The organism is Mycobacterium paraense, from assembly GCF_002101815.1.
GTDB lineage: Bacteria > Actinomycetota > Actinomycetes > Mycobacteriales > Mycobacteriaceae > Mycobacterium > Mycobacterium paraense.
In genome coordinates, this window is the sequence record NZ_LQPM01000024.1 from 118,762 (window position 1) to 139,395 (window position 20,634).

21 protein-coding genes are annotated in these 20,634 nt (G+C 70.2%); 14 read left to right on the plus strand and 7 right to left on the minus strand.

The annotated features are described in order from the left end of the window. Positions 1 to 57 precede the first annotated feature (57 nt). From AWB89_RS19160 to AWB89_RS19175, 4 genes are all read left to right on the plus strand, one after another. Positions 58 to 666 (plus strand): mycothiol-dependent nitroreductase Rv2466c family protein, encoded by a 609-nt coding sequence (locus AWB89_RS19160; protein ID WP_085175813.1) that lies wholly within the window; start codon positions 58 to 60, stop codon positions 664 to 666. Positions 667 to 879: 213 nt separating this feature from the next. Next, entirely contained in the window at positions 880 to 2,343 is a 1,464-nt protein-coding gene (locus AWB89_RS19165) for a flavin-containing monooxygenase (RefSeq protein WP_085175815.1), read from the plus strand. A 14-nt stretch (positions 2,344 to 2,357) separates the two neighbouring features. After that, positions 2,358 to 3,266: a metal-dependent hydrolase gene (locus AWB89_RS19170; RefSeq protein ID WP_085102759.1), complete on the plus strand. Its 909-nt coding sequence runs from the start codon at positions 2,358 to 2,360 to the stop codon at positions 3,264 to 3,266. A 3-nt stretch (positions 3,267 to 3,269) separates the two neighbouring features. Beyond that, positions 3,270 to 4,172 (plus strand): alpha/beta fold hydrolase, encoded by a 903-nt coding sequence (locus tag AWB89_RS19175; protein WP_085175817.1) that lies wholly within the window; start codon positions 3,270 to 3,272, stop codon positions 4,170 to 4,172. Here the strand turns inward: AWB89_RS19175 and AWB89_RS19180 are convergent. Then, positions 4,162 to 4,671: a GNAT family N-acetyltransferase gene (locus AWB89_RS19180; protein ID WP_241519456.1), complete on the minus strand. Its 510-nt coding sequence runs from the start codon at positions 4,669 to 4,671 to the stop codon at positions 4,162 to 4,164. The genes AWB89_RS19175 and AWB89_RS19180 overlap by 11 nt on opposite strands. Before the next feature lie 9 nt (positions 4,672 to 4,680). Beyond that, positions 4,681 to 5,265: a TetR/AcrR family transcriptional regulator gene (locus AWB89_RS19185; RefSeq protein ID WP_085103122.1), complete on the minus strand. Its 585-nt coding sequence runs from the start codon at positions 5,263 to 5,265 to the stop codon at positions 4,681 to 4,683. A gap of 104 nt (positions 5,266 to 5,369) precedes the next feature. Between AWB89_RS19185 and AWB89_RS19190 the strand changes: the two genes are divergently transcribed. Together AWB89_RS19190 and AWB89_RS19195 are read left to right on the plus strand one after the other, a co-directional pair. Next, entirely contained in the window at positions 5,370 to 6,377 is a 1,008-nt protein-coding gene (locus AWB89_RS19190) for a Rieske 2Fe-2S domain-containing protein (protein ID WP_085175819.1), read from the plus strand. Positions 6,378 to 6,384: 7 nt separating this feature from the next. Beyond that, entirely contained in the window at positions 6,385 to 7,473 is a 1,089-nt protein-coding gene (locus AWB89_RS19195) for an NAD(P)H-dependent amine dehydrogenase family protein (RefSeq protein WP_085175821.1), read from the plus strand. Between the two features lie 17 nt (positions 7,474 to 7,490). On the opposite strand, the gene AWB89_RS19200 is transcribed toward AWB89_RS19195, so the two are convergent. Beyond that, positions 7,491 to 8,867, minus strand: coding sequence for an HNH endonuclease signature motif containing protein (locus tag AWB89_RS19200; protein ID WP_085175823.1), 1,377 nt, complete (start codon positions 8,865 to 8,867; stop codon positions 7,491 to 7,493). A 102-nt stretch (positions 8,868 to 8,969) separates the two neighbouring features. After that, positions 8,970 to 9,314 carry a DUF732 domain-containing protein gene (locus AWB89_RS19205; RefSeq protein WP_085102769.1) on the minus strand — a complete coding sequence of 115 codons (345 nt, stop codon included), beginning with the start codon at positions 9,312 to 9,314 and terminating at the stop codon, positions 8,970 to 8,972. 196 nt (positions 9,315 to 9,510) lie between these two features. On the opposite strand from AWB89_RS19205, the gene dapB reads away from it, so the two are divergent. Genes dapB through AWB89_RS19220 form a run of 3 tightly spaced genes read left to right on the plus strand, consistent with a single transcriptional unit; the run spans position 9,511 to position 11,149 of the window. Next, positions 9,511 to 10,245, plus strand: coding sequence for a 4-hydroxy-tetrahydrodipicolinate reductase (dapB, locus tag AWB89_RS19210; protein ID WP_085102771.1), 735 nt, complete (start codon positions 9,511 to 9,513; stop codon positions 10,243 to 10,245). Then, on the plus strand, positions 10,242 to 10,697 hold the full coding sequence (locus AWB89_RS19215; RefSeq protein ID WP_085175825.1) for a hypothetical protein: 456 nt from the start codon (positions 10,242 to 10,244) through the stop codon (positions 10,695 to 10,697). The genes dapB and AWB89_RS19215 overlap by 4 nt, the downstream gene beginning before the upstream one ends. Further along, a complete protein-coding gene (locus tag AWB89_RS19220; protein ID WP_085102775.1) occupies positions 10,694 to 11,149 on the plus strand; it encodes a flavodoxin family protein in 456 nt (151 codons plus the stop codon). The genes AWB89_RS19215 and AWB89_RS19220 overlap by 4 nt, the downstream gene beginning before the upstream one ends. 1 nt (position 11,150) lies before the next feature. On the opposite strand, the gene AWB89_RS19225 is transcribed toward AWB89_RS19220, so the two are convergent. Further along, entirely contained in the window at positions 11,151 to 11,984 is an 834-nt protein-coding gene (locus AWB89_RS19225; RefSeq protein WP_174627852.1) for a thioesterase family protein, read from the minus strand. 38 nt (positions 11,985 to 12,022) lie between these two features. On the opposite strand from AWB89_RS19225, the gene AWB89_RS19230 reads away from it, so the two are divergent. Together AWB89_RS19230 and AWB89_RS19235 are read left to right on the plus strand one after the other, a co-directional pair. Then, positions 12,023 to 13,558, plus strand: a complete 1,536-nt coding sequence (locus tag AWB89_RS19230; protein ID WP_170929204.1) for a class I adenylate-forming enzyme family protein — start codon at positions 12,023 to 12,025, stop codon at positions 13,556 to 13,558. Next, the gene (locus tag AWB89_RS19235; RefSeq protein ID WP_085175827.1) at positions 13,555 to 16,758 is read left to right on the plus strand and encodes an acetyl-CoA carboxylase family protein; all 3,204 of its coding nucleotides are present in this window, start codon (positions 13,555 to 13,557) and stop codon (positions 16,756 to 16,758) included. Before AWB89_RS19230 ends, AWB89_RS19235 begins: the two co-directional genes overlap by 4 nt. A gap of 11 nt (positions 16,759 to 16,769) precedes the next feature. Here the strand turns inward: AWB89_RS19235 and AWB89_RS19240 are convergent, their stop codons facing one another. Continuing rightward, positions 16,770 to 17,120, minus strand: a complete 351-nt coding sequence (locus AWB89_RS19240; RefSeq protein ID WP_085103126.1) for a PE-PGRS family protein — start codon at positions 17,118 to 17,120, stop codon at positions 16,770 to 16,772. 78 nt (positions 17,121 to 17,198) lie between these two features. On the opposite strand from AWB89_RS19240, the gene AWB89_RS19245 reads away from it, so the two are divergent. Genes AWB89_RS19245 through AWB89_RS19255 form a run of 3 tightly spaced genes read left to right on the plus strand, consistent with a single transcriptional unit; the run spans position 17,199 to position 20,235 of the window. Then, on the plus strand, positions 17,199 to 17,966 hold the full coding sequence (locus AWB89_RS19245) for an SDR family oxidoreductase (protein ID WP_085102781.1): 768 nt from the start codon (positions 17,199 to 17,201) through the stop codon (positions 17,964 to 17,966). Beyond that, on the plus strand, positions 17,963 to 19,147 hold the full coding sequence (locus AWB89_RS19250) for an acyl-CoA dehydrogenase family protein (protein WP_085175829.1): 1,185 nt from the start codon (positions 17,963 to 17,965) through the stop codon (positions 19,145 to 19,147). Before AWB89_RS19245 ends, AWB89_RS19250 begins: the two co-directional genes overlap by 4 nt. Next, the gene (locus AWB89_RS19255) at positions 19,126 to 20,235 is read left to right on the plus strand and encodes an acyl-CoA dehydrogenase family protein (protein ID WP_085175831.1); all 1,110 of its coding nucleotides are present in this window, start codon (positions 19,126 to 19,128) and stop codon (positions 20,233 to 20,235) included. The genes AWB89_RS19250 and AWB89_RS19255 overlap by 22 nt, the downstream gene beginning before the upstream one ends. On the opposite strand, the gene AWB89_RS19260 is transcribed toward AWB89_RS19255, so the two are convergent. Then, positions 20,184 to 20,585 carry a PAS domain S-box protein gene (locus AWB89_RS19260; protein ID WP_241520536.1) on the minus strand — a complete coding sequence of 134 codons (402 nt, stop codon included), beginning with the start codon at positions 20,583 to 20,585 and terminating at the stop codon, positions 20,184 to 20,186. The two genes, AWB89_RS19255 and AWB89_RS19260, sit on opposite strands and share 52 nt — an antisense overlap. Positions 20,586 to 20,634: the final 49 nt, after the last annotated feature.

Here is a 20,634-nt window from a genome sequence, read left to right on the forward strand (position 1 = left end):
CCCCAGGGGGTATTCTCGGGAGAACGCAATGCGACTGACAGGAGAGGAGCGGAGCTGATGAGTCAAGCGCATAAGCAGGGGCCCGCGGTGACGATCTGGTTCGACCCGGTGTGCCCGTTTTCCTGGCACACCGCCCGGTGGCTGAACGAACTGGCCTGGGAGCACGAATTGGCGATCGATTGGCGACTGATGAGCCTGGCGGTGCTCAACGAGGGCCGCGAGCTGCCGCCACCGCAGCAGGCGCGCATGGACGACTCCCGGCGGATCGGCCGGCTGATGGCCGCAATCCGCGAAAAACACGGCGCCGAGGCCATGGCCACAGCGTATTTCGCCTTCGGCGAGCGCTACCTCGAACGCTCCGAGGCGCTCGACGACCGCCTGGTCGCGGAGGTGTTGGACGCGGTGGGCTGCCACGACGTCGACCCCGGGGTCATGTCGGATACCGCGCAGGACGACCTGGTGCAGGTCAGCCATCAAGCCGGACAAAACGCGCTCGGCGAGATCGCGGGCAGCCCGATCCTGCAGATCGACGGCAAGGCCTTCTTCGGACCGGTGCTGTCCGGGCCGCCGGCGCCGGAGATGAGACAGGCGCTCTTCGATGTGATTGCCACCCTGGCCGCCGTTCCCCAATTCAGCCAGCTGCAGCGGCCGCGCGCGACGGGGTAGGCGATCACGTCGGGGGAAAGACATTGGGGGGCAGGACATTTCGTGGCTGGCGCTCGCCCGCGGCCGCACTCGTCCAGCCTCGCCTACCTGACCGCCAGGGGGATGACGGCGACGGCGCTCGTCATCCCCGGCTATTCGGTGGTGCTATCCGGGCTCTCCCGAGACCGAACGTGCTTATGATCGGCGGATGGATGACCAACAGGGCAGCCGGCGATGGCGACACGCGATCCCTCGGTAGCCGTCGTCGGAGCCGGCATGTCGGGGCTGTGTATGGCAATCGCCTTGCTGCGCAACGGCATCGACGACGTCACGATCTATGAGAAGGCCGACGAGGTCGGCGGGACCTGGCGGGAAAACACCTACCCGGGCCTGACCTGTGACGTGCCGTCGCGCGTCTACCAGTACACGTTCGCCACCAAGCCGAACTGGTCGCACATGTTCTCGCCGGGCGGCGAGATCCAGGCCTACTTTCGCGGCGTCGCCGACCAATTCGGGCTGCGGGACCGGATCCGGTTCGGCACCGAGGTCGTCAGCGCCCGGTTCGACGACGACCGCTGGGTATTGCGCACGGACGCCGGCGACGAATCGAGGGTCGACTTCCTGATCTCGGCGACCGGCGTGCTGCACCATCCCCGGATGCCGTCGATCGCCGGCCTGGACGACTTCGCCGGCCCGGTCTTCCACTCGGCGCGCTGGGATCATTCCGTCGAGCTGGCCGGGCGCCGAATCGCGGTGATCGGCAACGGATCGACCGGGATCCAGCTCGTCTGCGGCCTGGCCGGCGTGGCGGGCAGGGTCTTGCTGTTCCAGCGCACCGCGCAGTGGGTCGTCCCGATGCCCAACCCGCCGTATTCGAAGTTCGCCAGTCGCAGCCACCGGGCCGTTCCGTGGCTCGATCGGCTGGCCTACCGGGCGTACAGCCTCATCTTCGACACCTTCGCCGTCGCGCTGACCAAGCCGGGGCTGCGGCGGGCGGCGATGGGCGCGCTGTGCCGGGCCAGCCTGCGCCGGGTGCGCGACCCCGAGCTGCGGGCGGCGCTGACGCCCACGTATGAGCCGATGTGCAAGCGGTTGGTGGTGTCGGGCGGGTTTTACCGCGCGATCCAGCGCGACGACGTCGAGCTGGTGACCGCCGGCATCGACCACGTGGAATCGCGGGGCATCGTGACCGACGACGGCGAACTGCACGAGGCCGACGTCATCGTGGCCTGCACCGGGTTCGACACGCACGCGTTCTTCCGGCCGATGCGGGTGACCGGGCGCGACGGCATCGCCGCCGACGAGGTGTGGCGCGAGGGGCCGCGCGCGTACCGGACCGTGGCGATGCCGGGTTTCCCGAACTTCTTCATGATGCTGGGCCCGCACAGCCCGGTGGGCAACCACTCGCTCACCGCGGTGGCGGAGCACCAGGCCGAGCACATCCTGGGCTGGATCCAGCGTTGGCGCCGCGGCGAATTCGACACCGTCGAGCCGACGCAATCGGCGACCGAGCGTTACAACGAGAGGCTGCGCGCGGCGATGCCGGACACCGTGTGGACCACCGGCTGCGACAGCTGGTACCTGAACAAGGACGGGGTGCCCGAGGTGTGGCCCTTCACCCCGGCCGAACACCGGGCGATGCTGGCCGCAACGGATCTGCGAGAGTACGACTTGCGCAGGCGCGTGGCCGCGCGCTGAGGGGAGGGCCCACGATGTTCACCGTCGACGACCACGCGGCGGGTCCGCACGACGCGTCGCTGGACCACGAGCGGCTGGTCCTCGAGGCGCGTGACGTCGAGTTCGATTGGGCGAAGCTGCCGTTCCACTACGTGCCGGGCGAGCCGTTCACCACCCACGTCCTCAACGTCTTGCACCTGCTGCTGCCCGCGGGCGAGGAGTTCTTCGTCGACGCGTTCAAGCGGGCGCTGCCGTTGATCAAGGACGACCAGCTGCGCCTGGACGTCCAGGGATTCATCGGCCAGGAGGCCGTGCATTCCCAGGCGCACGCCCAGGTGCTCGCCCACTTCGCCGCCGCCGGGGTCGACCTGACCCCGTACACCGACCAGATCAGGTGGCTGTTCGAGAAGCTGCTGGGGCCCAGGCCGGGCTGGAGCCGGCGACGGCAGCACAACTGGCTGCTGGAACAGGTTTCGTTCGTCTCGGCGATCGAGCACTACACCGCCATCCTGGGCGAGTGGGTGCTCGACTCGCCCGCCCACGACGCCATCGGCACCGACCCCGTGATGCTGGACATGCTGCGCTGGCACGGCGCGGAAGAGGTCGAGCACAAGGCCGTCGCCTTCGACACCATGAAGCATCTGCGGGCCGGCTACCTGCGACGGGTGCGCGCCCAACTGGTGGTGACGCCGGGCATCCTGCTGCTGTGGATTCGCGGCGTCCGGTTTTTGTACTCGGTGGACCCGTACCTGCCGCCGGGCACGAAGGCGCGCTGGCGGGACTACTTTCGCGCGGCGCGGCGCGGTTTGGTGCCCGGGCCGCTGCGGTTCGTGCGGGTGGTCGGCAACTACTACCGGCCGGGTTTCCACCCCTCCCAATTGGGCGGTCTCGGGGCGGCGGTCGACTACCTGGCGGTCTCGCCCGCCGCGCGCGCGTCGCGCTGACGCATGGCCGCAACGACTTCCAGCGTCACCGCCTCCGATGGCGCCACCCTGGCGGTGCACCGCTACACCGAGATCGACGCGGCGCGCCCGACCATCCTCGCGATCCACGGCTGGCCCGACAACCACCACCTCTGGGACGGGGTGGCTTCCGAGCTCGAGGAGAATTACGCCGGACGCTACAACGTCGTGGCGTACGACGTGCGCGGTGCCGGCGAATCATCGCGCCCCGCAAGGCGATCCGACTACGCCTTCGCGCAACTGGTGTCCGACATCGGCGCGGTCATCGACAGCCTCGGCGTCGGGCCGGTCCACCTGCTGGCCCACGACTGGGGTTCGATCGCGGCCTGGGCGGCCGTCACCGACGATGCGGTGATGGCCAAAGTCGCGTCGTTCACGTCGATTTCGGGGCCGCACCTGCGCTACGCGGGCCGCTTCCTGCACTCGGCGCGCACGCCACGCGCCGTGGGCCAGGTCGCGCTGCAGCTGCTGGGGTCGCTGTACATCGCGTTCTTCTTGTGCCCCGGTCTGCCGGAGCTCGCGTTCCTATCCCGGGTCGGCGTGCTGGTCCATCGGGCCCTCGAGCGCATCGGCCGGCCGCGTGGCCGACGCGATCCGACGCCGCGATCCATCACCGACTACGTCACCGGGCTCAAGCTGTACCGCGCGAACATGCCCGGGCCGATGCTGTCGCCCGGCCCGCGGCTGCCGCAGACCAGCGTCGCCGTTCAAACCCTGGTGCCGCGCCGCGACATCTTCGTCACGCCCGCGCTGCAGCGGTTCACCGGCGCAATTCCGGCCGGCGGCAGAGTGATTCCCATCGAGGGCGGGCACTGGGTGGTCACGGCGCGCCCGGAGGTCATCGCCGAGCTGACCGCCGACTGGGTCGACCGGCACGTCAACGCTTGAGCCGGTATCCGACGTGGGCCACCTTGATGCCGGGCAGCGGTTCCCAGTCGAGGGTGCGGCCGTCGACGCGAAAGTTGTTCTTCTCGTAGAAGCGTCGTGCCTTGGCGTTGTGCTCCGCGCACCACAGGATCACGTCACCGGACGGGTGTGAGCCGAGGACCTCGTCGAGCATGCGGCGCCCGATTCCGTGCCGCTGGTTCTCCTCGGCGACGTAGAGCGCGTCGACCATCAGGTCAGCGGGCTGGTCGGAGTCGGGCCCGAAGATGGCCACGCCGAGCGTGCGGCCGTCGGCCTCGGCGACCCACATGCGCCAACCCTCGCGGCTCAGGCTCTGCGGGTAGATCTCGGCCACCCAGCGTTTGGGCGGCCCGAGCAGGTCGAGCACCTGGGGCAGCAGTATCCCGGCCCACGACTGCCGCCACACCGGGTAATGCATCGCCGCGACGTCGGGGAAATCGTCCGGGGTGGCTTCCCGGATCGCGATGTCGCTGGCCTGCACACGCTAAGGCTAGAGAACTTTTGCCGGCCGCTCTTCCAGATAGGCCGCCAGCGCGTTGGTCAGGCCCCGCCGCGCCATGTCGAGGTCGGCGTAGGAGCCCAGCTGGCGCTCGGAAACCAGGCCACGCATCGCGCCCGGGATGAGGGCGGCCACCTCGCGCAACCGGTCGGGGTCGACGTCCAGGCCGGCGAATGCGTGCTGGCAGGTCTCCAGCCAGCTCTTGCCCCAGGAGAACAGCTCGGCGGCGGTGCGCGGGTAGAGGCGCTCCAGCTCGCGGGGGTCGCGGGGGAGCGCGGCGCGCAGGTTTTCGATCGCGCGCGAATCCGCCGAGGCCAGGCCGCGGTACAGGGTGTCGATGATGGCGCCGACGCGCTCGCGCAGGGGCGCGTCGGGTTGTGCCGGCCCCGACAGCACAGAGAACGTGGCCGCGCGCCGCTCCGCGGTGCGGTGCAGCACGGCCGCCCAGAATCCGTCGGCGTCGCCGAACTGGTATTGCACCGCGCCCCAGGTGGCGCCGATGTCCTTGGCGATGCGGTTGGCCGACACCGAGCCCGGATCCCCCGAGGCCAGCGACTTCAGCGCCGCCTCGAGCATGCTCTCGCGGGTCGCGTTGCCGCGCCGGTTGGGGCGCCTTTCGACGACCTTCGGATCGGCCATGCAGCCTAGCCTAACATTTTCATAGAGGGTACTGTGATTCCATGGCTAAGCCGCCGTTGTCGATGAAGCCGACCGGATGGTTCCAGGTCGCCTGGTCCGACGAGATCGGCGTGGGCGACGTGCACCGGATGAAGTACTTCGGCGAGGAGATGGTCGCCTGGCGCGCCGAGTCGGGCGAGCTCACGGCGATGAACGCCTACTGCGAGCACCTGGGCGCGCACCTCGGCTACGGCGGCAAGGTCGTCGGCGAGGCGCTGCAGTGCCCGTTCCACGGGTGGCAGTGGAACTCCGAGGGCCGCAACGTCTGCATCCCGTACCAGGATCGGCCGAACCGCGGCAGGCGGATGCGCACGTACCCCGTCGTAGAGCGCAACGAGTCGGTCTACATCTGGCACGACGTCGACCGCCGCGAGCCGTATTTCGACGCGCCCGACGTGTTCGCCTCGTTCGAGGACGGCCGCGGCGCGGGCGACTACTACCCGCAACAGCGGCTGTTCCGCCAGGGCCTGGAACTGCACCCGCAGTACGTGCTCGAAAACGGCGTGGACTTCGCGCATTTCAAGTTCGTGCACAACACCCCGATCGTGCCGGTGTTCACCCGCCACGACTTCGCCGAGCCGGTGTCCTTCGTGGACTTCACCATCACCTTCGAGGGCGACGACGGCCAGAAGATCGAGGACGTCAACAGCGGCGTGGAGGCCATCAACGGCGGGCTGGGCCTCGCCGTCACCAAGAGTTGGGGGATGGTCGACAACCGCACCATCTCCGCGGTCACCCCGGTCGACGAATTCACCTCCGACGTCCGGTTCATGGTCTACATCGGCCGCCCCGAGGCCGGCGCCGCCAAGGACCCCGCGCGCGCCGAGCGCAAGGCGGCCGAATTCGGGCGGGAAGTGATCCGGCAGTTCGAGCAGGACATCGAGATCTGGCGGCACCAGCGCTACTCCGACCCGCCCGCGCTGGCCCCCGACGAGTACGAAGGCTTCACCGCGATCCGCAAGTGGGCCAAGCAGTTCTACCCCGACGTCTACGCATCTCAGAAAGGCTGACCACGAAATGACCGCACCCGCTCGACCGATCCGCGTCTTCCAGGTGGCCACCGGAAACGTCGGTTCGGAGATGATCAAGCGGATCGCCACGCAGCCCGACCTGGAACTCGTTGGCGTGCATTGCTATTCGCCCGACAAGATCGGGCGCGACGCCGGCGAGCTCGCGGGCATCGGGCCCAACGGCGTGACGGCCACCGGCACGATCGAGGAGATCATCGCCGCCAAGCCGGACGTGCTGACCTTTCACGGCGTGTTTCCCGACGAGGACCTCTACGTCAAAGTGCTCGAGGCGGGCATCAACATCGTCACCACCGCCGACTGGATCACCGGCTGGCACCGCGACAAGAACCATCCGCACCCGTCGGGCAAGCCGGTGACCCAGCTGCTGGCCGCAGCCTGCGAAAAGGGGCGCGCGACGTTCTACGGCACCGGCATGAACCCGGGCCTGAACCAGATCCTCGGCGTGGTGTGTTCGGCCGACGTCGCCGACATCGAGAACGTCACCACCATCGAGTCCGTCGACGTCTCCTGCCACCACTCCAAGGACACCTGGATCGAGGTGGGCTACGGCCAGCCGGTCGACGACCCGGAGATCCCCGGGAAGCTGGAGAAGTACACCCGCGTCTTCGCCGACAGCGTGCTGATGATGGCCGACTGCTTCGACCTGCCGCTGGACGAGGTGAAGTTCAGCTACGAGTTGGGCGCCTGCACCAAGGACGTCGACCTGGGCTGGTACACGCTGCCCAAGGGCTCGCTGGGCGGCAACTACATCAAGTACCAGGGCATGGTGGACGGGGTGCCCCGCGTCGAGACGCACCTGGAGTGGCAGATGACCCCGCACACCGATCCGAGCTGGAACATCAAGGGCTGCTACATCACCCAGGTCAAGGGCGACCCGTGCATCTACAACAAGCACATGATCTTCCCCAAGCCCGGCGTCGACCTGTCGAACCCGGACAACTTCGCCTCCATCGGCATGACCGTGACCGGCATGCCCGCCCTCGCCGCCATCAAGTCGGTGGTGGCGGCGGCGCCGGGGCTGATCACTAGCGCCGACCTGCCGCTGCGCGGCTTCGCGGGGCGGTTCAAGAGGTAGGCGCGCGGTCAAGCGCCTCAAGGGGCCCCGTCGTCATCGTCGTCCTCGTCGTCATCGAAGAGGCGCTCCGGGTGGTGATAGTCGTTGGTGCGCGCGCCGCGGTCCAAGTCCGGCGGCGGGATCCACTCGGTGCGGCCGTTGGGCAGTTTCCTTGTCGTCCAACCGTCTTCGATCAGCTTGTGATATGGCGGGCAGGCGAACGTGAGGTTGTCGGCGTCGGTCGATCCGCCGGCCGCCCACTCGGTGACATGGTGGACCTCCGACCAGTAGCCCGGGACGTCGCAGCCGGGATGCGTACAGCCGCGTTCCTTCGAGTAGAGGACGATGCGCTGGTCGGGTGATGCGATGCGGCGTGTCCGGCCGAGGTACAGCGGGCGGTTCGAGTGCTCGTCGAACACGGCGAGGTAGTGGTAGGCGTGGCTGGCCATCCGGATCAGGTCGCGCATGGGCAGCACGGTCCCGCCGCCGGTCACCGCCCGACCCGTCGCCGAGGTCAGCTCCTGCAGCGTGGTCGACACGATGACGGTGACCGGTAAGCCGTTGTGTTGGCCGAGCTTTGGATCGCCCAGCTGCCCGCGGACAAGGGCATTGAGCGCGTCGTGCTGGCGCTGGGCGTGGCTGCGGGTGTCCCGACGCGCGCGGTCCTCGCCGGGTTCTGCTGTGACGCAGGCCGTTTCGTCATCGGGGTTGCACATTCCGGGCGCCGCGAAACGCGCCAGCCATGCGTCGATGTTGGCGCGCAGCTCCGGGGACGCAACCAGCTTTCCGACGCTCATTCCGTCGGCACGCTGGCCGCACCAGGTGAACCCGCGCCGCCGGGCACGGTCGGCGTCGGAGTACTTCCCGTCGGGGTTGAGCAGCAGCGCGCACCGGTGCGCGGCTTTCTCCAGCTGGTCGGGACGCAGCTTGGTCGCCTGCCGCGCCAGAAAGCGCTCCGCCTTCTCCACGGCGGCGACCGGCGTCTCCTGGGGCAGGCCGCGAAAGAACGTCTGGATCACCCGCAGGTGCTGCCCGTCGAGCAGGCCGTCGCGCCACGCCACGGCGGTGGCGGGCAACTCGGGTGGTAATTCCTGGCCGGTGAGCGTCAGGCGCGGGGAAAGCTGCCCGGCATCGCGGAGCCGGCGGGCGGCCTCGGCGCAGCTGACCCGCAGCCAGTCGGCAACCACCTTGTGGACCGGCCCGCCGACGTGTGCGGGGTCCTCCTTGGCCAGGCCGGCGATGACGTCGTGACTCGACGCGACCTGCCGTCGCACCGCCGTTTCCATGCGTTCCAGCGCGCGCAGCCGGACCGCGGGGGGCAGGGCGTCGAAATTGCGTTGGTCGATCACCGCCACGGCCGCGTCGAGCGCGTCCAATTCGGCAGACACCTCTGCCGGCATGTCGATCGAACTCATGTTCGAAACAATACCGGGCGGAGCCGACATCAATAACGATTTACGCGGCCGCTGTGGATGAAAGCCGAACTGTGGATAAAGCGAAATTCGGCCGGCCCCCGATCAATAGTTCGGGCAGAGATCGGCCACCGCGTAATTCACGAGTTCGTTCGCCTGAGCGGGAGTCAGCCCACCCGCGCCGAGTGTGGCATCCGAGCGTTGCAACGCCATGGTCTTCAGCGTCGCGGGCGAAACACCGTAGGACACCTGCGTGCACAGTTTCGTGCCCACCTGCAACAGCGCGGCGTCGCCCCCGTCGACGTCGCGGATGCCGGCGTTGTGCAGGTCCCTGAGGTAGGAGGAGGCGTCGGCCCCGGCCGGGCCGGCCCAGGCGACTCCGGCGACCAGAAGCGAGCCTCCCACCGCCGCCAGGCGGATAAACCGGCCGTTGCGCGTGTATGCCGTCATAGCTTCATCTCCTCTGCCAAAACGACGGATTGAAAGAAGCGCGCTATTGAATAGGGCTGCTGCGATCAAAGATCGGCGCCGCTAATGACTTGACATTAACGTTTCCAGCTGTGAAACAGCTTCCAAACTCGTCAAAGCGGACTGGCACGTGCGGGGACACCGAGCGCCCGCGACCCCGCGGTCTAGGGTGAAACCCATGCGGGTAGGCGTGCTGGGAGCCAAGGGCAAGGTCGGGTCGACGATGGTCTCGGCCGTCCAAGCCGCCGACGATCTGACGTTGTCGGCGGAGGTGGACCAGGGTGACGCGCTGAGCCTGCTCACCGACGGCCACACCGAGGTCGTCATCGACTTCACCCACCCCGACGTGGTGATGGGAAACCTGGAGTTCCTCATCCGCAACGGAATTCACGCCGTGGTGGGCACGACGGGCTTCACCCAGGAGCGCCTCGACCAGGTTCAGGCGTGGCTCGCCGGCACAAAAACCTCCGTCCTGATCGCGCCCAACTTCGCGATCGGCGCGGTGCTGTCGATGCATTTCGCCAAGCAGGCCGCGCCGTTCTTCGACTCGGCCGAGGTCATCGAGCTGCACCACCCACACAAGGCCGACGCCCCGTCGGGCACCGCGGCCCGCACCGCGAAGCTGATCGCCGAGGCCCGAAAAGGCTTGCCGCCCAACCCCGACGCCACCAGCAGCAGCCTGCCCGGCGCCCGCGGCGCCGACGTCGAGGGCATACCGGTGCACTCGGTGCGGCTGGCCGGGCTGGTCGCCCACCAGGAGATCCTGTTCGGGACCGAGGGGGAGACGCTGACCATCCGCCACGACAGCCTGGACCGCACGTCGTTCGTGCCGGGGGTGCTGCTGGCCGTGCGGCGCGTCAGGGAACGGCCCGGCCTCACGGTCGGCCTCGAGCCCTTGCTCAACCTGCAATGACCAAGACGCTGCGCATCCAGCTGCTGATCGCGTTCCTGTGCGTGGCGATGCTGGCGTACTTCGTGCTGCTGGGCCGCCTGGCCCTCGCGATGATCGGGTCGGGCCGCGCCGCCGCCGTGGGCCTGGGCGCGGCGTTGCTCGTCATGCCGGTCATCGGGCTGTGGGCGATGGTCGCCACCCTGCGGGCCGGCTTCGCCCACCAGCGGCTGGCCCGCCTGATCGCCGCGGACGGAATGGAACTCGACATCAGCGCGCTGCCGCGGCGGGCCTCCGGCCGCATCGAGCGGGACGCGGCCGACGCGCTGTTCGCCACGGTGCGCACGGAGGTGGAGGCCGACCCGGACGACTGGCGGCGCTGGTACCGGCTGGCCCGCGCCTACGACTACGCGGGCGATCGCCGACGGGCGCGCGAGGCCATGAAGACCGCGGTCACCATGCAGGCAGACCGATGAGCAAGACGCTGCTGATCGTGCACCACACGCCGTCCCCGCACACGCAGGAGATGTTCGAGGCGGTCGTGTCCGGGGCCACCGACCCCGAGATCGAAGGCGTGGACGTCGTGCGCCGGCCCGCGCTCACCCTGTCGCCGGCCGACATGCTCGACGCCGACGGCTACGTGCTCGGGACGCCGGCCAACCTGGGGTACATGAGCGGCGCCCTCAAGCACGCGTTCGACGTCTGCTACTACCCGTGCCTCGACGCGACGCGCGGTCGGCCGTTCGGGGTGTACCTGCACGGCAACGAGGGCACCGAGGGCGCCGAGCGGGGCATCGAGGCCATCACGACCGGCCTGGGTTGGACGAAAGCCGCACCGACCGTGGTGGTTTCGGGCAAGCCCAGCAAGGCCGACCTGGAATCGTGCTGGGAACTGGGCGCGACGGTGGCCGCCCAGCTGATGGGCTGAGCTACTGATAACTCGGCTGGAAAGCATCGGCGGGCTGGGCGATGGCCAGCGCCGTGCTGGAGCCGAGCGGACCGTGCCGGTCGAACAGGATCGCGCTGCCGGTGGCCACACCCGCAGTGCCGTAATGGCTTTGGGCCGCCAGCCCGAGGAATTCGCCGTCGGGCAGGCGGCTCGCGGTGACGGTGTAGTCGGCGTTGATGTACCGCAAACCGCCAGTGCCCCAATGGGTGAGCGAGCTAGTGATGTCGCCGACGAACCCCAAGCGGGTGAACGGCGTGAGCGGGTAGCCCTGCACCATCGGGCGGAACAGCCGCGTCCACGCGAACTTCTGGGAATGCGCCTGTTCCCACTCGCCCGCCGCGATGCCCGGGCTGCCGTCGGTTGTGGCCCCGTAGCCCCAGATCAGGAACGGCATGTCGGTCGGGAAGCCGTCGGAGCCGGCCGGGAGCGGCGGCATCTCGACCGGGCCGGACCACACCTCGCCCTCGGGATGTTCGCCCCGTCGCAGGAACAGGGCGCTGGCCCGCGCGACGGTCTGACCGTTCTGCACCAGGGCGCCGTCGACCAGCTTGATGCGCCTGCCCTCGCGCTGCACCGAGGTCTCGATCCGCACCGGCTCCGGCAGGACGGGGCGCAGCAGATCGACGGTCAGGCGGGCGGGCTGCAGCTCGGGATCGAGGCCGGATCGCTCTATTCCCCACGCCAGCAGCCCGCCGACGTTCTGGCCGCCCAGCGCCGTGCCCCACGGTCCGCGCGTCATCGGGCCCGGCAGGAAGGAGTCGCCGTCGACAGTGAAGAACGCCTCGGGCATGATGGCGGAATCCTCGATCGTCACCGCTATCACGATAGGGCAGGAGGATACAGGGACAGGGCATGCCTCCAGTGATCGAAATTCCGCGCGGCCACAACCCATTCCCGACGACGGGTGTGTCCCGAGACGCCGCCGGCGTCCCGCGCTACGACCGCTTGCCCGCGACCCTGCTGGACATGCTCGCCGAGCAGGTCGACAACCGCCCGAACAGTGAGGCCGTGGTCGAACTGGGCGCCGGCCGACTGACCTACCGGCAGCTGTGGGAGCGCGCGGCGCGAGTGGCCGGCGGGCTGCGCGCGGACGGGCTGAGCCCGGGCGATCGCGTGGCCGTGCGCCATCCGGCGGGCATCGATTGGGTGCTGGCGTTCTGGGGCACGGTGATGGCCGGCGGCGTTGCGGTGGCGGTCAATACGCGTTCGGCGCGCCCCGAGGTCGAGTTCGTCCTGTCCGACTCGGGCGCGCGGGTGGACCTGTCCCCGGAGGCGCCGCTGCCCGACGGCCAGCCGTACGTGACCCACGGGCTCGGCCCCACGGACACGGCCGCCCTGTTCTACACCTCGGGCACCACCGGCCACCCCAAGGGCGTGCCCACCACGCACGAGGCCTTCGTGACCAACACCGAGAACGGTATCCGCTGCCTCGACCAGCCCAGGGACCTCGGCGAGGGGATGCGGACGCTCATCTCGGTGCCGCTGTTCCACGTGACCGGCTGCAACTCACAGCTTTTGGCGGCCATGCGCCTCGGGGGAGCGTCGGTGATCATGCCCGCGCTCAACCTCGACGAGTTGATCGCGACGCTGAGCGCCGAGCGCATCTCGGTCATGGTGACCGTTCCGGCCATCTACGCGCTGATGTTGCGGCACAAGGGGTTTGCGCAAGCCGACGTGTCCGGCGTCCGCTGGGTGGGCTACGGGGGCGCGCCCATCGCGCCGTCGTTGGTCACGGCGGTGAAGCAGGCGTTCGGCCAGGCCACGGTGTTCAACGGGTACGGCATGACCGAGACCGCCTCGCTGATGACCGTCCTGCCCGACCGCGACGCCGTCGAGCACGCCGACTCCGTCGGCTACGCCGTCCCCTCGGTGGACCTGGGCCTGATCCCATTCGGCGGTGACGAGCCGGGCGTGGGCGAGTTGGTCGCGCGCGGCGCCAATGTCACCGCGGGCTACTGGAACCGGCCGGACGCCACCCGGGACACCTTCGCCGGCGGCTGGCTGCACACCGGCGACGTGGTCCGGGTCGACGACGCGGGGCGGGTGCACATCGTCGACCGGCTCAAGGACATCATCAACCGCGGCGGCGAGAACGTCTCCAGCGTCGAGGTCGAGGCGGTGCTGCTGGCGGCGCCCAACGTCGCCGACGCCTGCGTGCTGGCGGTGCCCGACGACGTGATGGGCGAGAAGGTCGGCGCCGTGCTGTTCCCCGGCGACGCGGAGATCGACGTGCGGGCCGTCCTCGACCACTGCCGCGAGCGGCTGGCCGACTACAAGGTCCCCCAGTACGTCACGGTGGTGGACGAGGCGCTGCCGCGCAACGCCGGCGGCAAGCTGCTCAAGGGCAGGCTGCGCGGCGAGGTGCGCTGGGGCGACCCGCTCCGATGAGCGCCCTGCTGATCGCCAACCGCGGCGAGATCGCCCTTCGGATCATCCGCACCGCAACGGAACTGGGGATCCGGACGGTCGCGGTGTACGCCGAAGACGACGCCGACAGCCCCCACGTGCACGCCGCCGACGAGGCGATCGGCCTGCCGGGCGCGGGCCCGGCGGCCTACCTGAATCACGCCGAGCTGCTGGCGGCGGCCAAGAATTCCGGCGCCGAGCTCATTCACCCCGGTTACGGGTTCCTCAGCGAGAACGCCGAATTCGCCGCCGCCTGCGCCTCCGCCGGCTACACGTTCGTCGGACCCGCCGCCGACGTGCTCGAGTTGGTGGGCGACAAGCCGTCGGCCCGGGCCGCGGCAGTGGCGGCCGGCGTCCCCGTGCTGCCGGCGACCGACGGGCCCAGCAGCGTCGGGGACATTCAGGCGTTTTTCGCCGCCCACGGCGGCGCCATCATGATCAAGGCCGTCGCCGGCGGGGGTGGCCGGGGAATGCGGAAGGTGAGCGCCGCCGATCAGATCGAGCACGCCTACCAACAGTGCGCCGCGGAGGCGCGGCTCGGCTTCGGTGAGCCCGCCGTGTTCGCCGAGGCGGTGCTGTCCGACGCGCGGCACATCGAGGTCCAGGTCGTGGGCGCGGTGGCCGGGCACCAGACGCACGCGCTGGCGCTCGGTGACAGGGACTGCAGCATCCAGCGCCGCTACCAGAAGCTGGTCGAAATCGCGCCCGCCCAAGGGCTTTCCGACGGCCTGCGCCGCGCATTGCATCAGGCGGCGGCGCGGCTGTGCGCCCGGGTCGGACTGCGCGGCGTGGCCACTGTCGAATTCCTGGTGGCCGGAGACAGATTCGTGTTCCTCGAGGTCAACCCCCGCATCCAGGTGGAGCACACGGTCACCGAGGAAACGACCGGCGTGGACCTGGTGGCCGCCCAACTGGCCATCGCCGGCGGTGCGTCGTACTACCAGTTGGGGCTTCCGGCCGGAATCGCTTCGGACGGAACCGAAGTCATCGGCGAGCCGGCCGCGCGGCGCGGCATCGCGATTCAGGCCCGGGTCAACACGGAGACCTTCGCCGCCGACGGGGCGGTGGTGCCCGCGGCGGGCACGCTGACCGCGTTCTCGCCGCCGAGCGGCCCCGGCGTGCGCGTCGACACCTACGGCCGGCCGGGGCTGGTCATCAGCCCGCGATACGACTCGCTGCTGGCCAAGGTCATCGTCCACGTGCATGGATCATCGGTGCAGGCCGCGGCGCGCAAGGCCCGCACCGCCCTGGGCGAATTCGGCATCGAGGGCGTCCGCACGAACATCGACGTGCTGCGCGAGCTGCTGTGCGACAGCCAGGTTCAATCCGGTTCGGTGACGACGGATTTCCTCGACGAGAAGCTGCCCGCGCTGGCCGCCGCCGCGCTGTCGCACCAGCACGACGTCCGGGCGGCGCCGGTCGAGCTCTATCCCGGCGAGGAGGCGCTGCGCGCGCAACTGGCCGGCACCGTGATCGAGGTGGCGGCCGAAGGCGAGGAGATCGCCGCCGGCGGGCAGGTCGTCGTCCTCGAGGCGATGAAGATGCAACATGTGCTCGCCGCGCCGGACACGCTGCGGACGGTGCGAAGCCTGGTGACGCCCGGCCAGGTCGTCGGGACCGGCGATCCCCTGGTCGTGTTCACCCGCACGGGCGCGGGGGTCGACGGCGAATTATACTCGGCCGCAGTAGATCTCGATCGCCCGCGCGCCGACCTCGACGAGGTCGCTCACCGGCATCTGCTCACCCGTGACGAGGGCCGGCCGGCGGCCGTGGCCAAGCGGCACGCGCGAGGCCGCCGCACCGCCCGGGAGAACATCGCCGACCTGGTGGACCCGGGCAGCTTCGTCGAGTACGGCGCGTTGGCGATCGCCGCCCAGCGCAGCAGGCGCACCGAAGAGGACCTGATCGCCAACACCCCGGCCGACGGCCTGGTCGCCGGCCTCGCCACCATCGGGGGTGCCGAGGCCGTCGTCGTGTCCTACGACTACACGGTGCTGGCCGGAACGCAGGGCATGCGCAACCACGCCAAGACCGACCGCGTCTTCGAGCTGGCCACCCGAAAAGGACTGCCGGTGGTGCTGTTTGCGGAGGGCGGCGGCGGCCGGCCCGGCGACACCGACGTCGGCGGGCACGCGGGACTGGATGTGCCGACGTTTCGGATGCTGGCCGCGCTGAGCGGGCGGGTGCCGCTGGTGTCGATCGTCTCCGGCCGCTGCTTCGCCGGCAACGCCGCGCTCGCCGGGGTATGTGACGTGATCATCGCGACCCCCGACGCCAACATCGGCATGGGCGGGCCGGCCATGATCGAGGGCGGCGGGCTGGGGGTGTACCCGCCGGAGGCGATCGGGCCGATCGACGTGCAGCGGCATAACGGCGTCGTCGGCATGGTCGCCCGCGACGAGGCGCACGCCGTCGCGCTCGCCAAGCAATACCTCTCGTATTTCCAGGGCGCGCTCGCAGAGTGGGAGGCGCCCGACCCGCGGCTGGCCCGGCATGTGGTGCCGGAGAACCGGTTACGGGCGTACGACGTGCACCGCGCGATCGCGTCGATCGTCGACGTCGGTTCCGTGTGCGAGCTGCGGCCCGACTACGGCGTCGGGATCGTCACCGCGCTGGTGCGCGTCGAGGGGGTGGCATACGGGTTGATCGCCAACAGCACCCACCACCTCGGCGGCGCCATCGACGCCGAGGCGGCCGACAAGGCCGGCGACTTTCTCGCCCTGTGCGAATCGTTCCGGTTGCCGGTGATCTCGCTGTGCGACACCCCGGGATTCATGGTCGGGCCCGACGCGGAAAAGGAGGCCGCCGTCCGCCGCTTCGGCCGGATGTTCGTGCTGGGCGCGCGGCTGACCGTGCCGCTGGGAATGATCATCCTGCGCAAGGGTTACGGGCTGGGCGCGATGGCGATGGCCGGCGGGTCTTTTCGCGCGCCCCGGTTCACGGTGGCCTGGCCGACCGGCGAGATCGGCGGCATGGGTCTGGAGGGCGCCGTGCGCCTCGGCTTCAGCAAGGAGCTGGCGGCCGAGGCCGATCCCGCGCAGCGCCAGCAGCTGTTCGACAAGCTCGTGGCGGCGGCCTACCAACACGGCAAGGCGCTGCGCTCGGCCACCACGTTCGAACTCGACGACGTGATCGACCCGGCAGCCTCCCGGGCCTGGATCACCAGGCTCCCGGGAGGCTGAGGGGCGAGATGCTATCCGTGTCCGGAACCGCAGCCGACGCCCGGCAGGCAGCCGGTGCCGCCCGGCACGCCGCCGGGACCGGCGAACTGGCCGCCGGAGCCGCAGCCGACGCCGGGGACGCAGCCCTGGCCACCCGGACCCCCGTTGGGCCCTTGGTTCTGGCCGCCGGAACCGCAGTTGCCGTTGGCGTCGCAGCCGCCGCCGCCCGGGTCGTCCTTGAAGATGACGTGCGTGGGCGCGGGACCGGTAGGCGTCGCGGCGGAAGCAGCCGGGTCCGTCATGGCGATCGGCGCGACCGCGATCGCCGCGGCGGCAGCCCCGCCCACTACCAGTCTTTTCGTGAGGGTTAATTTCGTGAACATGCCGGTCGCATACCACGGACTCACATGTGTAAAACATCCTTGTAGCGAACGAGGCAGTGAACGGGAAGGCACACCGCGATGACGTCACTGGATTTGACCGGCCGTACCGCAATCATCACCGGGGCGTCGCGCGGGATCGGGCTGGCGATCGCCCAGCAACTGGCCGCGGCCGGCGCCGACGTGGTGCTGACCGCGCGCAAGCAGGAGGCGGCCGATGCGGCCGCGGCGCAGGTCGGCGAGAAGGCCGTCGGCGTCGGCGCGCACGCCGTCGACGAAGAGGCGGCGCGGCGCTGCGTCGATCTGACGCTGGAGCGCTTCGGCCGCGTCGACATCCTGGTCAACAACGCCGGCACGAATCCCGCGTACGGCCCGCTGATCGACCAGGACCACGCGCGGTTCACCAAGATCTTCGACGTCAACCTGTGGGCCCCGCTGCTGTGGACCTCGCTCGTCGTCAAGTCCTGGATGGGCGAGCACGGCGGGGCGATCGTCAACACCGCGTCCATCGGCGGAATGCACCAGTCGCCGGCGATGGGGATGTACAACGCCACCAAGGCCGCGCTGATCCACGTCACCAAGCAACTGGCGCTCGAACTTTCGCCGCGCGTACGCGTCAACGCGATTGCGCCGGGCGTGGTGCGCACCCGGCTGGCCGAGGCGCTGTGGAAGGACCACGAGGATCCGCTGGCGGCGACGATCGCGCTCGGGCGCATCGGCGAGCCGGCCGACGTGGCCGGCGCCGTCGCCTTCCTGGTCTCGGACGCGGCGAGCTGGATCACCGGCGAGACGATGGTGATCGACGGCGGCCTGCTGCTCGGCCCCGCGCAGGGGTTCCAGGCCCAATGAGCCCGGAGGCGGACCTCGAGGCGCGGGTCCATAAGCTGCTGGACGAGCACGACCCGGCCACCACCGACGCGCGCGAATTCCTTGGGGCGCAATACGATGCGGGGCTGGCCTGGGTGCACCTGCCGGAGGGGTTCGGCGGGCTGGGCCTGCCGCGCACAGCCCAGGAACTCGTCGACGCCGAGCTGGCCGCGGCCGGCGCGCCGGTGGGCGGCACCGTCAAGAACTACATCGGCATGGGCATGGCGGCGCCGACGATCGCGGCGTTCGGGACCGACGAGCAGAAGCGAAAGTTCCTGCGCCCGTTGTTCACCGGCGAGCAGATCTACTGCCAGCTGTTCAGCGAGCCCGGCGCCGGCTCGGACCTGGCCGGCGTCTCCACCCGGGCGGTCCGCGACGGGGACGACTGGATTGTCAACGGGCAGAAGGTGTGGACGTCGCAGGCTCAGCACGCGAGCATGGCCATCCTGGTCGCGCGGACCGACCCGACGGTGCCCAAGCACGCGGGCCTGACGTACTTCCTGTGCGACATGACCCAGCCCGGCGTGGAGGTCCGTCCGCTCCGCCAGATCACCGGCGAGGCGGAGTTCAACGAGGTGTTCCTCACCGACGTCCGGGTGCCCGACGCCAATCGGCTCGGCCCGGAGGGCGGCGGCTGGCGCGTCGCGACCACCACCCTCAACAACGAGCGCGTCGCCATCGGCACCCGTGCCGGAACGCCACGGGAGGGCGGCCACATCGGCAAGGTCACCAAGGCCTGGCGAACCGAGCCGGGGCTGCGCGACCCCGCGATGCACGACGAGCTGATGCGGCTGTGGGTGGAGGCGGAGGTGCTGCGGCTGGCCGGTGAGCGGCTGCGTCAGCAGGCCACCGCGGGCCAGCCGGGCCCGGAGGGTGCGGGCATGAAGGTGGCGTTCGCCCGCCTGGCCCAGGCGATTTCGGGGTTCGAGATCGAGCTGCACGGCGAGGGCGGGCTGCGCTACGACGACTGGACCATGCGCCGGCCGGAAACGGTCGACCTGGTCGGCCGCGAGCCCGGTTACCGCTACTTGCGGGCCCGCGGCAACTCCATCGAGGGCGGCACGTCGGAGGTGTTGCGCAACACCATCTCCGAGCGGATCCTCGGCCTGCCGGGCGAACACCGCGTCGACAAGGACCGACCATGGAAGGACCTGGACCGGTGAGCGACCTGCTGTACTCCGACACCGAGGAGGCGTTGCGGGACAGCGTCCGCGACCTGTTCGCCGAGCGCTGCCCTCCCGAATCGGTGGCCCGCGCCTACGACCCTGAGCCGCAGGACTTTTCGGCGCTGTGGCGGACGCTGGCCGCGGAGCTCGGGGTGGCCGGGCTGCTGGTGCCCGAAGCGCTCGGCGGTGCCGGCGCGTCCGCGCGCGAGGCCGCGGTCGTCATGGAGGAGATCGGCCGGGCCGTCGCGCCGGTGCCGTTTTTGTCCAGCGCGGTGCTGGCCACGGTCGCGCTGCTGGGCGCCGGCGACACGGAAACGGTGTCCGCGCTGGCACGCGGCGAGGTCACCGCGGCGCTGGTGGTGCCCTTGTCCACCGCGCCGGGCGATGCGGTCGCGGGCGTCACCGGCGGCGCCGCGGGCCTGAGCGGATCGGTCGGCAGCGTCGCGGGCGCCGCGGAGGCCGACGTGCTGGTGGTGCCGGTGGCGGGCCCGGACGGGCTGGAGTTGCACACCGTTGCCCGCGCCGCGGCGGGCGTGCAGGTGACGCCGGTGCTGGCGCTGGACATGACGAGACCGCTTGCGCGCGTGAGCTTTTCGGGCGCGGCGTCGTCACCGGTGGGGCCGGCGGGCCCCGCCGTCACCGAGGCGCTGCGCACCGCCGCGGCCCTGCTCGCGTCCGAGCAGCTCGGGGTGGCCCAGTGGTGTCTCGACACCACGCTGGCCTACGTCAAGCAGCGCAAGCAGTTCGGGCGGGCGATCGGCTCCTACCAGGCGATCAAGCACCGACTGGCGGACCTGTGGTTCGAGGTCGGAGCGGCGACGGCGGCCGCGCGCTACGCCGCCGACACGTGCGCTCGGGGCGACGACGACGCGGCGGCGGCTGCGGCCATCGCGCAGGCCTACTGCAGCGGCATCGCCGTCCACGCCGCCGAGGAGTGCGTGCAACTGCACGGCGGCATCGGCATGACCTGGGAGTATCCGGCGCACCTCTACCTGAAGCGGGCCAAGAGCGACCAGTTGGCGCTCGGCACCGCCTATCGCCACCGCGCGCTGTTGTCGGGCCTGGTGAACCTGCCGGCCTCGTAACGCGGGCCGTCGGTGCTGTGCCACAGCTCGTCGGTGCGGTCGTGGAAGGTGACCAGCGCGATCGTGTCATCGCGGCGCCGCATCGCCGACTTGCTCATGCTGGCCCACACCGAGTGGCCGGATTTGTGTCGCAGCTCCACGAGGCGTTTCGCGCCCGTGCCGACCAGCGCGACCCAGCCGTCGTCAGCCGGCAGGCGGTAAAAGAGGTGGTCGAACTCCATCTCGAGCAGCTCGTCACAGGAACGGCCCAGCATGTCGCAGAACGATCCGTTGGCGAACAAGATGGCGCCCAGGCGGTCGACCGCCAGGGCCGGCGAGGGCAGCCGGTCCAACACGACCAAGGCCGGCATCCGCTGGAGTTCGTCGATCGGACGCTGGTTGGGCGGCCGCGGGCTTCGA